This window comes from Halodesulfovibrio sp. (assembly GCF_015482765.1).
Classification (GTDB): domain Bacteria; phylum Desulfobacterota; class Desulfovibrionia; order Desulfovibrionales; family Desulfovibrionaceae; genus Halodesulfovibrio.
Genome location: NZ_JADMLB010000075.1, coordinates 41331 through 56846, shown reverse-complemented (window position 1 = coordinate 56846; position 15516 = coordinate 41331). Strand labels below are relative to the sequence as shown.

The 15516-nt window shown below is 45.7% G+C and carries 15 protein-coding genes; 4 read left to right on the top strand and 11 right to left on the bottom strand.

What is annotated here, in order from left to right; translation table 11 throughout:
- On the bottom strand, positions 1-606 hold a 606-nt coding region (locus QZY95_RS15065; protein ID WP_290925019.1), incomplete at its 3' end, for a radical SAM protein.
- A gap of 1114 nt (positions 607-1720) precedes the next feature.
- Here QZY95_RS15065 and QZY95_RS15060 point away from each other — a divergent pair.
- From QZY95_RS15060 to QZY95_RS15045, 4 genes are all read left to right on the top strand, one after another.
- Positions 1721-2710, top strand: a complete 990-nt coding sequence (locus QZY95_RS15060) for a YIP1 family protein (protein WP_290925017.1) — start codon at positions 1721-1723, stop codon at positions 2708-2710.
- A gap of 100 nt (positions 2711-2810) precedes the next feature.
- Entirely contained in the window at positions 2811-4229 is a 1419-nt protein-coding gene (locus QZY95_RS15055; RefSeq protein WP_290925015.1) for a zinc-ribbon domain-containing protein, read from the top strand.
- Between the two features lie 17 nt (positions 4230-4246).
- Positions 4247-4582, top strand: a complete 336-nt coding sequence (locus QZY95_RS15050; protein ID WP_290925014.1) for a hypothetical protein — start codon at positions 4247-4249, stop codon at positions 4580-4582.
- A gap of 138 nt (positions 4583-4720) precedes the next feature.
- The gene (locus QZY95_RS15045) at positions 4721-5449 is read left to right on the top strand and encodes a hypothetical protein (protein WP_290925012.1); all 729 of its coding nucleotides are present in this window, start codon (positions 4721-4723) and stop codon (positions 5447-5449) included.
- Between the two features lie 84 nt (positions 5450-5533).
- Here the strand turns inward: QZY95_RS15045 and fliS are convergent, their stop codons facing one another.
- The 10 genes from fliS to QZY95_RS14995 all read right to left on the bottom strand — a co-directional run bounded on the left by fliS (position 5534) and on the right by QZY95_RS14995 (position 15501).
- Entirely contained in the window at positions 5534-6061 is a 528-nt protein-coding gene (gene fliS / locus QZY95_RS15040) for a flagellar export chaperone FliS (protein ID WP_290925010.1), read from the bottom strand.
- 323 nt (positions 6062-6384) lie between these two features.
- On the bottom strand, positions 6385-7164 hold the full coding sequence (gene tsaB, locus QZY95_RS15035) for a tRNA (adenosine(37)-N6)-threonylcarbamoyltransferase complex dimerization subunit type 1 TsaB (protein WP_290925008.1): 780 nt from the start codon (positions 7162-7164) through the stop codon (positions 6385-6387).
- A complete protein-coding gene (rseP, locus tag QZY95_RS15030; RefSeq protein ID WP_290925006.1) occupies positions 7145-8221 on the bottom strand; it encodes an RIP metalloprotease RseP in 1077 nt (358 codons plus the stop codon). The genes tsaB and rseP overlap by 20 nt, the downstream gene beginning before the upstream one ends.
- A gap of 35 nt (positions 8222-8256) precedes the next feature.
- Positions 8257-9465 (bottom strand): 1-deoxy-D-xylulose-5-phosphate reductoisomerase, encoded by a 1209-nt coding sequence (gene dxr, locus QZY95_RS15025; protein ID WP_290925004.1) that lies wholly within the window; start codon positions 9463-9465, stop codon positions 8257-8259.
- An 8-nt stretch (positions 9466-9473) separates the two neighbouring features.
- Positions 9474-10928, bottom strand: a complete 1455-nt coding sequence (locus QZY95_RS15020; RefSeq protein WP_290925002.1) for a pyridoxal-dependent decarboxylase — start codon at positions 10926-10928, stop codon at positions 9474-9476.
- Between the two features lie 21 nt (positions 10929-10949).
- Complete coding sequence (locus QZY95_RS15015; protein ID WP_290925000.1) at positions 10950-11753, bottom strand: phosphatidate cytidylyltransferase; 804 nt, start codon at positions 11751-11753, stop codon at positions 10950-10952.
- Positions 11746-12504, bottom strand: a complete 759-nt coding sequence (locus QZY95_RS15010) for an isoprenyl transferase (protein ID WP_290925023.1) — start codon at positions 12502-12504, stop codon at positions 11746-11748. The genes QZY95_RS15015 and QZY95_RS15010 overlap by 8 nt, the downstream gene beginning before the upstream one ends.
- Positions 12505-12659: 155 nt before the next feature.
- Entirely contained in the window at positions 12660-13214 is a 555-nt protein-coding gene (gene frr / locus QZY95_RS15005; protein ID WP_290924998.1) for a ribosome recycling factor, read from the bottom strand.
- 2 nt (positions 13215-13216) lie between these two features.
- Entirely contained in the window at positions 13217-13933 is a 717-nt protein-coding gene (gene pyrH, locus QZY95_RS15000) for a UMP kinase (RefSeq protein WP_290924995.1), read from the bottom strand.
- 26 nt (positions 13934-13959) lie between these two features.
- The gene (locus tag QZY95_RS14995; RefSeq protein WP_290924993.1) at positions 13960-15501 is read right to left on the bottom strand and encodes an aminotransferase class V-fold PLP-dependent enzyme; all 1542 of its coding nucleotides are present in this window, start codon (positions 15499-15501) and stop codon (positions 13960-13962) included.
- Between the last annotated feature and the right edge of the window lie 15 nt (positions 15502-15516).

Sequence of the window (15516 nt, the reverse complement as noted above, 5' to 3'; positions counted from 1 at the left end):
AAGAAGCTGGAAAACTTTCGGGATTTCAGGTGCATTCTGTTTGTTGATAGTGAGACGAAGACCAACTTTCAGGCCTTCTGCTTTACAGTTCTCAATACCTTCAAGAGCTTTTTTGAATGCGTTTGGAACACCGCGGAACTTGTTGTGAACCTCTTCCATACCGTCAAGTGAGATACCAACGTAGGAAAGGCCGACTTCTTTAAGTTCGCGTGCTTTTTCTTTGGTGATAAGTGTACCGTTAGTAGAGATAACAGCGCGCATACCTTTATCGGTTGCATGCTTAGCAAGTTCTACAAGGTCTTTGCGAACGAGTGGCTCGCCACCGGAGAAAAGCATAACAGGTGCGCCGTACTGCGCGAGGTCATCAATGATCTCTTTACCTTTTTCTGTGCTGATGAGGTCTTTATGCTTATCAGGGTCGATAGCATGAGCGTAACAGTGAACACATTTAAGGTTACAGCGCTGGGTCATATTCCATACGACAACAGGCTTTTTATCTTTTGAAAACTGCAGCAGGTGGGAAGGAAGTTTGCCAGAGTCCCTGCCGTAGCGCAGCGCGTCGGAAGGTTCAACCTGACCACAGTAAAGTTTTGAGATGCCTATCATTGTGACTCCTTATAATATGAAAAGGCGTAAAGCCGTCTGACCCGATGTGAGGCTCAGGAGGAGCCCCAAAAGAAAAAACAAAAAAGGGAAAGGATTCCCCTGTAAACAACGTATATAAAATTTAGCTGATGCACGTTTGTCTAGCTTACGTACAACGCAGCTTTTCCTTACCAAACTACCTCGCACAGGGCAAAGAATTTCCTAACTCTCAAGTAGAATCAAACTTTTTCGTGTAATTTAGAACCGCTAAAGTAGGAAAGGCAATCTTTGCATTCAACAACAGATCACGGTATTGGGAAGAATGTGCGAAAGAAAGTCGCGTAATCGACTCTATTCTAAAAGAAGGATTCTGTTTGCTAGTAGTAATTAGTATTGATATAAAACTTCTATACCGCATAAATCCAATATGCACCAGCACATGTCGTGCCACGTCTTTATTACAAAATACTCAATAGATTTATGTTAGTTACAATACTGGATGCGTATGTAAACCCCTCACAGTTTTTTGCAACACAGCAAATAACTCGTGTTCCTTTACGTGCTCTTTTTTTTGCTGTCCTTGTTTTAACGAGTATTCCGTTTGTTCGAATCGGGCTTGGGAACCTTGTCGGAACATTGGGAGCAAATTATTTTGCACCGTATAGTGTAATTTTTGCTTTTTCTCTTTGGCAGACTCCGCTGGCAGCTATGCAGCAGCAGGTTGTACTTGTACCTTTTTATGCGCTGGGAATCGTTTTTTTGACAACGTTTCTTCATTTGCTGCTATGGCTCGCAAAGGGGAAAAATGCATCTTATGCTGCAACAATGCTTTGTGTATGCTATGCTGTACCCTGTCTTTATCTAAGTGTTTTCCCGTATTCAGGCACTATAACCGCTGCATTATACATGTCCATTTTTCTGGCATACAGCCTTAAATCTGTTCACCAGACGTTATGGAGCAGGGTTTTGCCTGTAGTTGCAGTAAATTTTTCATTACTTTTTATGGTCTGCAAGGTTCTCTTTCCCTAACGTAGGATTTTGTATATTGCTTTGATGCAGGTCACACCCTTTTGATTTTTAGTAGTACTCCAGCACGTTTTTCGTTTGAGGGTACGTAACAATACAAGGATAGAATATGGAAATCCGTTGTCCAGAGTGCGGGTATTCAAAAAAAGTTAATCCCGACTCCATTTCACCTGATATAACTGTTGCTACCTGTCCTAAGTGCAGTACTAAGTTTAAACTGCGCCCGTCCGATGAGACTGTAGAATCACAGAGTGTAGAACCGGATACAGCTGCTGCACACAGCGAGATGCCTCAGATGGACAAGAGTCTCACTGATGAACCTGCTGAAGAAGTGAAACGCCCTGTACGTCCTGAAGATTTGTATCCTCCATCCATGCGACGGGAAACTCCTGCTGAGCCGGAAGACTTGCTGCAGGATGAGTTTTGGAAGAATGATGATTCCAAACCTTCTTCCGATGAAGATCCTCTGCGGATGGTTTATTCAGACGGGCAGCCATTAAACGGTATGCCTAGTGATGTGCCTTGGGCAGAAGTTAAAGAACTTGGATTCTTTCCTGCCATCACAGCAACTGTGAAAGGTGTGTTGTTTAAGCCGGAATTATTTTATGAAATCATGAATAAAAGCGGAAAGTTTTCTATTCCGTTCAGTTATTTTATTCTTATTTCCCTAGCCGCTGTTCTTGTTGAAACATTGTGGCAGAGCGTTTTCGGCAATCCTTTGTTTCCAGCTGAAACTATGGGGCCGATATCAATTGATGAACTTTTTTCTATTATGTTCATCAGCCCACTTATTTTAGTGTTCTATCTGTTTACAACGGGTGCTGTCTTGCATGGCGCGTTACGATTGACGGGAGCGGCAAAAGGCAGGTTGGGCGTGACGCTCCGTGTGTTATGTTACGCATCAACAGCAGACCTCCTTGCAATTATTCCAGTTGTCGGGCCGCTTGTAGGTGGACTCTGGAAACTTATAATTATTGTGAAAGGATTAAAGACAGCACACGGAACAACATACACGCGGGTATTACCGCCTGTGATAATTCTGGTGCTCGTACTTGTTTCTTTTGTAGTATACAGTCTACAATTACAGGGTATTATATAGATTCATGTTGCAGAATTCTGCAGCCGCCCAAAAAGTGTTGTTCAAGTCTCGTACCTGTGTAGCAGAGTACACGACGATCTATTTTTAAGAGGGTTGGTTCATGCTTATCACATGTCCTGAGTGTCAGTTTGCCCGTAATATAAATGCAGAGGCTATTCCGCCTAAAGCACAGCTTGCAACGTGTCCGCGATGTAAGACGAAATTCCGATTTCGAATTTTGCACGACGAAGAGGAAGTTCTCGTTGAAAGCGTTGAAGACGTGTCTGCAGCACAGAGTACAAAAGATGATTTGAAGACGGGCACACATCGTGAGTCTGTAGAGTCAGTAAAAAAGGTCTCCGGCGATAGCGTTGTTGAAGATGCGACCATTGAAGAAGAGTACATCGAGTCTCAGATGGTTGCCGCAATGCAGGAAGAGATTGAACAGCTTATACGGGCGGAAGAAGCAGAGCAGGAAGACGTTGAGCAGACTGTAAAGCAAACCAGTATTCGTGACGTACTTCAGGAAGAAGCGACAGCTGCTGACCGTCAAGATGAGTCGCACCTTGACGATATTAATGAAATTTTATCAACACCAGCATTAGATCCTCAAGAAACTGTTGTTGAGGAGAAACCAAAGACATTTGTAAAACGGTCAGCTTCTGCTCAGGCGTTACGGGAGCAGGGCGTTGTATCGCATGATGTCACAGATATGTCTCCCGAAGCAGTAGCTGCTGAAGAAGGCGCCGTTCGTCAATACCAGCAAGAGCAGGAATCACAGGCTGTTGAAACTGCCTCCGCGCATGTTGTACCGGAACAGACTTCAGATACTGATATTTGGGACGCCATTGCAGCTATGGGTGATGATCCTGAATGTGTAGAGTCGTTCGCACCGGGATGTGGATCTCAGGTCAATATTATTCCTTGGGAAGATAACAGACTCGGCTTTGCTGGTCGTGTTGTAGGTACGTTTAAAGGGCTGTTTGTGCATCCGGTTCGTTTCTGGCGCGGAATAAACGCACATCCTGCCTTACTTCAGCCAATTCTGTTCTCTCTTTTTATGTGCATAATCTCGTGTATTGCCACTGCCGTAGGGGTGCAGATTTTAGCCGCTAACTGGATCGATATTTCCGCGATGCTGCAAACGGTTTTGCCACATGAGGGATATCTTCCTGCCACATTATTGTGGTCTGATGTTGCTCCGTTTGTTATGATCATTCTATGCTCCTCCTTGTTGTTCCTTCCAGTTATTTTGGGAGGTTTGATCACGTTGGGAGCTCGTTTGCTGGGCGGTGATCCTGTACCGTTCAGTACAGGTGTAAAGGCTGTTTCCTACAGTAACGGGGCAGTGAGTTGGTTGCTTATTCCGGTTGTCGGAATTCTGGGGGCAGCCGTTTATCTTCCGCTGTTATATGTTAACAGCGTCCGTGCTGGTTATAATTTGTCGTTATTTAAATCGGTTGTACTGGTAGGTACAGTTTTACTGTTGTTTGCAGCTTCGGTACTGATTATGACAGCTGCAGGGGTTACAGTTATGTAGCATAAGGAGTCGCGAGCATGTTTGCATGGCTTGCTAAAGCTTTTGGCAGTATTAAAGACAGGATCAGATACAAAGAAAAGGTCTCTCCGGAAGCCATTAGAGTGCTGGCCGCTGAACTATGTGAACTGGCTCGAATGGCCGAGATGTTTGCCAATGAAGAAGCCGCCCCCATAGACCGGATTAAGCGTATTCAATCTGAAACAGGACAGCTTATTGAATTGACCGGAAGAGCTGAATTTCGCAGACTTTCAGTGCAGCGTCGATTGGAATTGCATGAATCACTCGTGGATTCCAAGCGTCACTTGCTCAATACAATGCAAGCAACGCCTGTTGCTACGGATGTTATTCAGTAACGTCTTGAAATAAAAAGAATATAAGCCTGATGAATATGTCGGATTATCTCCGAATGTTCATCAGGCATTTTTTTTGCATAACCATAAGGGAATATGTAAATAAATGCCATTTTTCTGACATTGTGAGTAAGGGCTGTTATGAAACAAATAGTATCTTGTTGTATGCTGGTTATGTGCTGCGTTGGCTTGTTGACAGTGAGTGGGTGTTCTACCCCTGCTGTTCAAACAGAAATTAAACCTGTTCCTTCTGGTTTTACACCAGCAATGAACTTAGATAGCGAAATCGTGTGGGATGAATGGGTTCGTGGTGGAGACTTGAATGTTTCTGTGTATCCACAGACAAAGCCTGATGCTGCTCCTACGGCGGTATTTTTCCCATTTTTACCGACTGTAACCCTGCGTGATCCGCTTGAAACAGGAACAGCCGTAGCGAAAGGGTTCTGGCATGAATGGCTGCGTGAAGCGCCGTTTACTGTACTGGAATTTCGAGAGCTGAAAACTTCATACACTCCGGCATACGCTATACGCCTTGCACGTCAGCGTGGTGCACTGTTCGCAGTTACCGGTAAATTAACAGATTTTTATGACGGCGGCAGCGTAACCGGTGCTCGTCTCGGCGTTGTTGTGGATATTTATGACACACGCACTGGAGCGTTAATCTGGTCTATGAATCAGTTTGCCTACATGGATAAAGATAGAACCAGAGACTTTCTCTTGTTTAAAGCAGAAAGCAGACTGCCGTCAGATCCTATGTGGGTTGTAACAACTGCTATCGCTCGAAGCATGAAAAAACCGGTTCAGCAATGGACAGGACAGTGGGCTTTTGTTGAACAACAAAATAACTCAGAAGAGAATGCAGCATTCTAAATTGATTGCGGAAAAAAGTGCCTAGTCAAAAAAAAGACCACATGAAGATGTGGTCTTTTTTTTGGGGCGTAGAAAATTATTCGGTTACGCAGAGGTCGCCATTTTTTGGTACATGGCTGCTCCGGTTCGCTTCGCCGGTTGCGCAGCGGGTTGGACAGGCTGCTGATTGAATACACCGGAATTAGCATGTGTTGTTGTTTGAGTGCTAGGCATTGCAGCATTGTTTTTCATAGCTTCAATGGCTTCCGGAGTATCAATAATTTGAGCATAGGCATCACGCACACCATCAATGATCTTAATGACCTCATCAATGTATGTGGTGTCCATTGTCAGGTTCGCTTTAAGCAACCGTGTGTTGCAGAAGTAGTAGAGTTCGTGGAGGTTCTTTGCAATTTCACCACCGGCTTCTGCATTAAGGCTACTATCGAGTTCGTTGATAATATCCATTGCACGGGTGATGAGCATGCCCTTTTTTGCCACGTCTTTTTCTTCGATGCTGGTTTTAGCTTGATTCAAAAACTTGATACAGCCTTCGTACAGCATAATCAGCAACTGCCCCTGTGAGGTCGTGGATACTTGAGTAGAAAAGTAGGCTTGTGCGGCCGTTTTCATTGGGTGCTCCTCATAAACTTCTAACAAACTATTATAGATACTAGGGGAAGGGTGCAAACATGCCTGCTGAATACTATACACGTTTGTGTATGTTGTAAAAGCGGCAAAAATTTCCTGTTTGCAATAGCCCCCTAAAAATAAAGCAAAGTGGATGCCAAGCGTTGAACGTGACGTAACTGGTTGTCACCATTCATGCTTACTTACTTTATCGGCAGTAAATACGTTGCCTTTAGAATAACTGCATAAAGATCGTGTAAAGAAGTGTGGAGGAAGCAGCATAAAAAAAGGGCGGAATGTATCCCGCCTTTTAAGAAGTCTATTGGTTATGCATCCGGAAGACTGCTTGTCAGTTTGGCAAGCTTTTGTCGAGCCTCATCCGGATTTACCCCTTTCATTGAAACAATGTAGTCGAGGTTTTCTTCTGCATCACAGGGACGCAGGTAGAGAGGATCAACAGGTGCATCAGAGTAAGAAAGTGACTCTGCGATTTCTAACAGCGTTTCAGGTTTCGGGTGTGAAAATCGTTCGCCCAGCAACGTAGCGTTGGGCAACTCGGAGGTAAAGAAATCACGGTTCTTCTGAACTCCGGTTCCCAGTAATATACAACCTGAGCGGCGCGTAGCTATCATAGCGGCCAGTTCTTCAATTGTTCCTGCAGCGGGTTCAGTCAGTGCAATAGGAAGCCCTGTTTCAGACGTTCCTTTGAAAGCCTGAAAGTGTACTTGTCCTCGGCGGGCGTGGGTTACAACCCATACTTCCTGATCCGTACATGCACAGGTGTCCATTGCAAGGGCAGGAAGGTAATCAATACCCGCCATAGGGAAGCCATGAGAACGAGCAAGACCGAGTGCTGTTGCCAATACCAGTCTTAGACCTGTGAAAGATCCCGGGCCACGAACGCAAGCAATTCTGCTGACGTCTTTAAGCGAAAGGGACATTTTTTCCAGTCCTTCCATAAGGGCTGGTAAGAGAACCTGCATTCCCTGACGCGGTGAAAACAATTCTTTGGAAAAAAGCAGCTGATTTTCTTTCCCGCAGACTATCTGCAGGCGAGCTTCAGCGCTGTTAAATACAAGTGTAATGTTAGTAGAGTCTGCGGACATCGTTGAATGTGGCCCATACCATGAGTGTTAACAGTAAGAAAATTCCAACGCGGATAGAGTAGTCCATAACTTTACCTGGAACAGGTTTACCCACGATCATTTCATAGACAAGCATCACAAGGTGACCACCATCCAATACTGGAACTGGAAGCAGGTTAAGTACACCAAGGTTGATACTGATTATTGCCGCAAGAGCAAGAACAGCTAACAGTCCTTCCTCTGCTTGCTGGCTGACAAGCTGGGCAATCATAATAGGACCACCGACAGTGTCTGCCGGAATAACCCGCTCAATAAGTTTTACAAAGCCCTGCACTGTGAGCACGGTATTAGACCAGGTCATTTCAAGTGCTGCTGATGCAGAGTTCACAAATCCGAGCTGAATCTGTTCCGTTTTTCCTGCTGCCTGAATACCAATGAGGTATGTTTTTTCATCCTCACCAAAAAGGTTTTTTCGGGTAAGCAGGGAAGGGGTAACGTCAAATGTGAGTTGTTTCCCGTCACGGGCTACAACGATTTGTAATTCTTTGCCGCCACTTTTTTCAATGGTGGCTGGAATATCTTCCCAATACGTGATGGTGGTACCGCTGATGGATTTTACGGAGTCACCTTTCTCAATTCCGGCAACAGCAGCAGGGCTGTCTGCTCGAACATCACCGATTTCAGGAAGAAGCTGGAATTGACCATTTGTCGCAAAAATAGCCCAGTACAGCAAAAAGGCGAGTAACAGGTTTGCAATAGGGCCGGCAGCAACAATACACATACGCTGCCATGGCTTACGTTTTACAAAGCTGTCTTCTTCGGTAAATTCTCTGTTTTCTGGTGAGTTGATGTCATCATCCGGACTTTCCCCCACCATAGAAACGTATCCGCCAAGAGGCACAGCGGAGAGTCTGTATTCTGTTCTGCCACGTTTAAATTTGTATATTGCAGGTCCGAATCCGAGAGAGAACGTGCGGATACCTACACCAAATGCACGGGCCACACTAAAGTGTCCGAGCTCGTGGAAAAAAATAAGCCCACCCAGAACAAGAATGATTGCGATTGCACTGCTTAGCATACTGCTTAGATACTCCGTGGGTTAACTAGTGCCGGTTATAACGATCGTGCCCATTCAGATGAGCGTTTCCGTGTCGCATTATCCAGCGCTATAATGTCTTCAATGGAAGCAGGGGTGACCATGTCATGTGCGTTCATAGCTTTGCTAATGAGCTCCGGAATCTGGAGAAACTCAATTTTGTCCTGCAAGAACAGGTCTACAGCTATTTCATTAGCCGCATTAAGAACTACACAGAGTCCTTTTTCACCCCGTAAAGCCTCGCGTGCCAATTCAAGACACGGAAACGATAGTATATCAGGTTTTTCAAAGGTCAAGTCACCACAGGAAATTAAATCAAGAGGCGTAACGCCTGTTTTCATGATTTTTGGCCAGCCGATACAGTAGCCTATGGCTATCCGCATATCCGGTGGGCCCATGTGGGCGATTTGTGAGCCGTCATTATATTCCACTAGTGAATGGATAATAGATTGAGGGTGCACTACAACTTCAATAGTGTCCAGTGGAACACCATATAAGTGGTAGGCTTCAATAACCTCTAATCCTTTGTTCATAAGTGTTGCAGAGTCGATACTGATTTTGGGTCCCATAGACCAGTTTGGATGTGCCAATGCTTCCTTACTTGTTACAGTAGAGAGAAAATCTCGTTGTTTCCCACGGAAGGGACCACCTGATGCTGTAAGGATAATTCTGCGTACTTCAGCATCATCATGACCTGAAAGTGCTTGGAAAATTGCATTGTGTTCAGAATCGACAGGCAGCAGGACTGCTCCGGTACGTGAGCAGACATCACGAATAAGGTCGCCTGCAAGCACAAGAGATTCCTTATTGGCAAGGGCGATGACTTTACCGGCTTCTGCGGCGGCAAAGGTAGCGCGGAGTCCTGCTGCACCAACCTGAGCAGAAAGAACAGTGGATGCTTCCGGCAGTTGTGCCATGTGAGCATAGCCATCACCACCGATAAGAATTTCCGGCTTATAGTCTGAGGGTAATGCTGCACGGAGTTCGATGGCCGCATTTTCATCCAGTACAGCAAGGTAGGCAGGTCGCCATTGTTTAGCCTGCTGGGCGAGCAGTGTGATATTCCGTGCTCCAGCCAGACCTACAACAGTAAACTGTTCCGGTTGTTCTTTGATAACGTTAAGGGCACTGGTTCCAATTGAGCCGGTAGATCCCAGAATTACGATTGAACGCGGAAATGTTTGAGCGTATGTCGCGTCCGGCATTGAGGATATGTAATGTACCACAGGGCTTCCTATGCGTGTTGTGCGGCAAGCTTTGCGCCTGTCTCTGTCATAAAATTGAAAAGCAGCGTGATGTCGTCATCGGTTGTGCGATGGTTGGCAACACAGAGGCGAATAACACCTTTTCCACAAATACGAGCCGGTGTCATAAAACCGAGACCGCTTTTTTCCAGTTCTCCGAGAATGGCGACTTGCAGGTTGTCAAGCTCGGCTTCTGTCCATGAGCAACAATTATCTGGAATGTAGCGGGCGCATGCCATGGAAAGTTCAACACCGCAAACAGGTTCCCAGTTAGGGGATTCTGTCGTTAACGTATGGAACAGCTTTGCATGTTCGTGGTTGCGGTCAACAATTTCTGCCAGACGTTTTACGCCGTATGTTTTGAATGCAAACCAAAGCTTAAGAGCACGTCCTTGTCTGGAAAGCTGGAAATTTGTATTTTTCAAATCCCAATCTGTTTCCTGACCAAGATACACAGCTTTTGCTACGAAGGTATCTTTTTGCTGCTGTTTATTTTTAAAAAGTGTGATGCCGCATTCAAGTGGGATAAAAAACCATTTATGTGGATCTACGGCGATGGAATCAGCACGATCTATGCCGTCAAGAAGCGGGCGAAGTTTCTCTGAAATCATGGCCGCACCACCGTATGAGGCATCAACATGCAGCCAGAGGTTCATTTCTTCACAGATGTCTGCAATGGCATTCAATGGATCAATTGAGCCAGTTGAAACTGCTCCTGCCTGAGCAACAACACAGTAGGGTTGCATTCCGGCCATTCGGTCTGCTTCTACCATTCTTCGCAATTCTTCAGGAATCATACGACAGTCATCATCCGTCGGAACACTGCGCACATTGTTGTGCCCGATACCAAGTAACATCGCGGAACGGTAAACGGACATATGTCCCTGATCGGAAACATAGACAGTGAGCGGTTTTTCCAGCGCATGCATGCCCTTATCTGCAACTTCCGGAGCGTGCGTGTGGCGCCCCACAGTCATCCCCATCAGGTTGGCAACGGTTCCACCGGAAACAAGCGTTCCACCCCATGTGTCGGGATAGCCGAAGAGATCGGCAAACCATTTTAGAACAACTTTTTCTAAAATAGTTGCCGGCGGGCTGCCCTTATACAGCAAAGGAGCCTGATTGAATCCGACGCTGAGAAGCTCTCCGAGTGTTCCGGCTGGGGAAGGACTGGTGGTAATCCATGCAAGAAATCGAGGATGACCGATTTTAGTACATGCTGGTTTAAAAGAACTCTCAACCTGATCCAGAACGGCATCCGGTGAGGTTCCTTCCATAGGCATATCTTCAAACAGCGAATCTCTGATGTCTTCCATAGGTGTCCGGGTGACAACCGGAGCATCGGAAATATGTTTTATATGATCTCCGATGATTGCAACGACACGATTAAGATGATCGTCCAGTTGCTCTAGATCAAGGGAGTGCTGTTTATGCGTATCGTCCATCAGTCAATTCCTGCCTGTGGGTTAAAAGAACGGGTAGATGCTCTGTGCAAACCAGTATGTTGGCAGAACAAGAAGAATAGAGTCTACACGGTCAAGAACACCGCCGTGGCCGGGAAGAATAGCGCCGGAATCTTTTACGCCAACAGTACGTTTAAGCGCAGATTCAAAAAAGTCGCCAAGCTGTGAAGCACAGTTGAGCATAATACCAAGAAAAATTAATGCATACCATGGAGCCGTACCAAAGCTTAAGCCGATGGTAAGAGTAATAAGGCTGCATGCGAGCATGCCGCCGATAGATCCTTCAACGGTTTTTTTAGGGCTGACCCGTGGCCAAACTTTGTGTTTACCAAAGAAACGTCCGGCATAGAAACCGCCAATATCTGAAGCAAATGCAGCAAAGAGTACCAGAACAAGCTCTACGCGTTGGAAGCTGAAAGCAGCCTGCAAAAGAAGTGGGATGTAGAGGACGCCGCCGGTAATAATCTGGCTTTGTGTGAAGTCAGCATCATCACGTTTGCTGATGCCGTATTTTCCGAGGAAGGCGAAGTTGCTGATCCAGAAAGTAAGGGCGATGAAGCCGATAACAACTGAAGGCATGTTCAGGTAGGATGCGATGAGGATGGATACCCCCATAAGGCAGCCTAACAGCTTGAGTGTCATTTTTTCATTGCGCGGCCAAAACATGGAGTAGAACTCGTATTGTCCTACAACACTGGCAGCGAGAAGACCAGCGAGCAGTGCCCAGTCTCCGATAACAAGAACGGCAATAAGTACGGGAAAAGCAATAAGGGCTGTCATCCAACGCTGTCTGTGGGAATTAGTCATTGTTAAGCTGGTCTCCGGTCTTACCGAAACGGCGCTCGCGTGCTGCGTATGATTTGAGCACATCGTGGAATTCATCAATAGAGAAGTCCGGCCATAAGGTTTCGGTGAAATACATTTCGCTGTAAGCATGCTGGAACAGCATGAAATTAGAAAGGCGAACCTCTCCACTCGTGCGGATCATCAAGTCAGGATCAGGAATGCCGGAAGAATAGAGTCTTGCGGCAAGGGCTTCTTCTGTTACATCGTCCGCTGATGCTGAATCTTCTACCAGCTGCTTTGCAGCACGGATAATCTCTTCTCTCCCTGAATAGTTTAAGGCAAGATTAAGCGTCATGGTGGTATTCTTTTCGGTTTTTTTGATTGCATGTTGCAATGCAGTGCGAGCCGCGAGAGGCAGATCACCCATATCACCGAAAATGTTGAGTTTGATGTCTTGTTCAATCAGAGCAGGAAGCTCTTTTTTAAGGAAGCTGACAAGCAGCTCGAAAAGAAAACTGACTTCCTTTTTAGGACGTGCCCAGTTTTCACGAGAAAATGTATACAGGGTTACGTGCTGTATCCCTAATTTACGACATTCCCGCACAATGCGCTGTACTGTTTCAGAACCCGCACGGTGACCCACCGTACGTTCATTCCCCCTGTGCTTAGCCCATCGACCGTTTCCATCCATGATGAAGGAGACGTGCGTAGGCAGAGCTTCAGGTATTACCCAGTCCAGTAATTGTGAATTTGACAAAACATACCTCAGCATGCGGTTAAGTAATAAAAGAAACGTTGAGTTATAAGGGGAAAGCTTGGCTTCCGTCAAGAAAGGGTGTCTTGAGCAGATTGCCAACATACGAAAAAAGGCCGGATAAATATCCGACCTTTTTTTATGACTGAAATTCAGCCGAAGCAACCCGGAAATTAGATTTCCATGATCTCTGCTTCTTTGTCATTACCTTTAGTGTCTGCTTTAGCAACGAATGAGTCAGTAAGTTTCTGAACATCATCCTGACCACGGCGGCAGTCGTCTTCGGAAATGTCTTTTGCTTTTTCAAGCTTTTTCATCTGCTCGTTAGCATCGCGACGAACGTTACGGATAGCAATTTTAGCATCTTCTACGTTCTTTTTAGCAAGTTTAACAAGTTCACGACGACGTTCTTCTGTCAGCATCGGAATAGAGATGCGGATCAGTTTACCATCGTTCATAGGAGTCAGGCCGAGGTCAGAGTTAATGATAGCTTTTTCTACGAGAGGAAAAGCACCTTTATCCCAAGGCTGAATAGTAATTGTGCGGCTTTCAGGAACAGCAACAGATGCGAGCTGTCCAATAGGGGTTGGCGCTCCGTAGTAGTCGACCACAATGTGGTCAACAAGGCTGGCGTGAGCGCGACCGGTGCGCAGGCGACCGAATTCACGATCCAGTGCTACAAGCGCTTTTTCCATTCTTTCTTCGGCATCAAGAAGAATTTCATCCATGATTAGCCTCCGTGTACGATTGTACCAACATCTTCACCAAGGATAACTTTACGAACGTCACCCTTGAACAGGTTACAAACCAAAATTGGCACATTGTTTTCCATGCACAGCGAAATGGCAGTAGAGTCCATTACTCGCAAGTTTTTCTGAAGTACCTCGATAAAGCTGAGGGACTTAAACATAACTGCATCATCATTTGTTACAGGATCTTTATCATAAACGCCATCTACTTTGGTAGCTTTAATGATAGCCTGACATTTTAATTCCATACCGCGGAGTGCAGCTGCGGTATCGGTGGTGAAAAACGGGTTACCTGTGCCGGCAGCACAAATGACGATGCGACCTTTTTCAAGATGTCGTTCTGCACGGCGTCGGATGTACGGTTCACAAACTTCCTGCATGGTAATAGCAGAAAGTACGCGTGTCGGGTGACCGTGTTTTTCAAGGTGATCCTGAACAGCAACAGCGTTCATTACTGTTGCCATCATGCCCATGTAGTCAGCGGATGAGCGGTCCATACCCTTTGCTGAAGAGGAAAGACCACGGAAAATGTTACCGCCGCCGATAACAAGAGCAATTTCTAAACCCATATCAGCAAGTTCTGCGATTTCTGCGCAAACACCTGCTACTGTGTCCGGGTCAATACCAAACTTGCCGTCGCCGGCAAGAGCTTCGCCGCTGAGTTTAATCAGTACGCGCTTAAATTTTAAATTTTCCATTTGTTCCCCATATGGTTTCGGGCATTCTAGCAGTTTTCAGAGTCAGGTACGAAAAAATCCAGAATAGCCTTGATAACAAAATTAATCTCGTCTTCCGTATGATACGGATCAAGCGGTAGGCTGACTTCGCAGTCTGCCAGTTTTTCAGCTACAGGAAAATCTCCTGCTTTATACTGTAAGTGGCTGCAACATGGCTGCAAATGCATGGCAATTGGATAGTGGATGTTGTAGCCAATATTATGTTTTGTGAGGTGAGCACAAAATGCTTCACGTTTTTCAGCAGGAACCATTACTGGGAAAACATGCCATACAGATACTGAATGGTCATGTACCACAGGTAGTGCAAGTTCTTCAATTACTGATAATTTTTCAAGGTATATTGATGCCAGTGCACGACGTTTCTCATTCCACTCAGGAAGTGAAGGAAGAAGGCATTGCAGCAGGGCAGCCTGCATTTCATCCAGTCTGGAGTTAAAGCCGACAATGTCATGATGATACTTAACAGCGGCACCGTAACTGCGAAGCTGACGTGCTGTTTCTGCAATGGTATCGTCGTTGGTGGTCAAGCAGCCGCCGTCACCGAATGCACCGAGGTTTTTAGTCGGATAAAAGCTGAATGCTGCGGCATCACCAAGCGCACCGCATTTTTTATTTTTGTACAATGCACCATGAGCCTGACAGGAATCTTCGAAAAGAAGGAGATTATGTTTTTCTGCAATGGTACGCACTTCGTCCATTTCTGCCGGAATTCCATAAAGGTGAGTTGGCATAATGGCTTTAGTTTTTTCTGTAATCGCAGCTTCAATGTACTCGGGTGCAATATTACCCCATTCTTCGCACTCAACGAGAACAGGAGTTGCTCCTACTCGCATGATGCCGAGAATGGTGGCAATGAATCCACCGGCACTGACGATGACTTCATCTCCAGCACCAATTCCAGAGGCTCGTAAGATAATTTCTAATGCGTCAAGCCCGTTACCGGTACCGATGCAATGTTTAACGCCTGTAAATTCTGCAAACGACTTTTCAAACTTCTCAAGGCGCGGCCCCATAATGTAGCTTGTTTCGCTGAGAACCTGCTCTGTTGTTTGCTGTAGTTGGAGACGGAATTCCTCATAACGACGAGGCATAGCAAGGTAAGGTACTTTTTCAACAGCAGTACGTTTTGCATCGAATGCGTAAAATTCGTCTTTATCGTGAATGTAGTCTTCCGGGTCATAGTCATCAGACGCCAAAACCATAAGCACGGCATCTTCAGAAAAGTTGCTCATTTCACGCCAGTATCCTGCCGGAACCAGAACAGCTTTTTTAGGAGAGTCTAGCTCGAAGGTGTGCGTTTTCCCGTAGCCTTCCAAGGTTAATGTGACACGGCCTGAAGTAGCGACAATGCACTGCTGAAGTTTTTTGTGGCCATGAAAACCGCGGGCTTTATCGTATTCAATTGTGTGAATGTAATAAATTCTGCGAATTGGAAAGTTAAGATGCGTATTGGATTGAATTACGGATAATGATCCGCTTTGTTCTGTTCTATGTGTTTCAATATCAATGAGTTTAGGAAGCGTGTTCATATTAAAAGTCCTTTC

Bases quoted from the DNA above. Each gene is read 5' to 3' on its own strand.
- QZY95_RS15055 (WP_290925015.1), top strand. From the start codon at position 2,811: ATGCTTATCACATGTCCTGAGTGTCAGTTTGCCCGTAATATAAATGCA.
- frr (WP_290924998.1), bottom strand. From the start codon at position 13,214: ATGGATGAAATTCTTCTTGATGCCGAAGAAAGAATGGAAAAAGCGCTT.
- QZY95_RS15045 (WP_290925012.1), top strand. From the start codon at position 4,721: ATGAAACAAATAGTATCTTGTTGTATGCTGGTTATGTGCTGCGTTGGC.
- QZY95_RS15060 (WP_290925017.1), top strand. From the start codon at position 1,721: ATGGAAATCCGTTGTCCAGAGTGCGGGTATTCAAAAAAAGTTAATCCC.
- QZY95_RS15015 (WP_290925000.1), bottom strand. From the start codon at position 11,753: ATGACTAATTCCCACAGACAGCGTTGGATGACAGCCCTTATTGCTTTT.
- QZY95_RS14995 (WP_290924993.1), bottom strand. From the start codon at position 15,501: ATGAACACGCTTCCTAAACTCATTGATATTGAAACACATAGAACAGAA.
- rseP (WP_290925006.1), bottom strand. From the start codon at position 8,221: ATGCTAAGCAGTGCAATCGCAATCATTCTTGTTCTGGGTGGGCTTATT.
- QZY95_RS15010 (WP_290925023.1), bottom strand. From the start codon at position 12,504: ATGCTGAGGTATGTTTTGTCAAATTCACAATTACTGGACTGGGTAATA.
- QZY95_RS15020 (WP_290925002.1), bottom strand. From the start codon at position 10,928: ATGGACGATACGCATAAACAGCACTCCCTTGATCTAGAGCAACTGGAC.
- pyrH (WP_290924995.1), bottom strand. From the start codon at position 13,933: ATGGAAAATTTAAAATTTAAGCGCGTACTGATTAAACTCAGCGGCGAA.
- QZY95_RS15050 (WP_290925014.1), top strand. From the start codon at position 4,247: ATGTTTGCATGGCTTGCTAAAGCTTTTGGCAGTATTAAAGACAGGATC.
- fliS (WP_290925010.1), bottom strand. From the start codon at position 6,061: ATGAAAACGGCCGCACAAGCCTACTTTTCTACTCAAGTATCCACGACC.
- tsaB (WP_290925008.1), bottom strand. From the start codon at position 7,164: ATGTCCGCAGACTCTACTAACATTACACTTGTATTTAACAGCGCTGAA.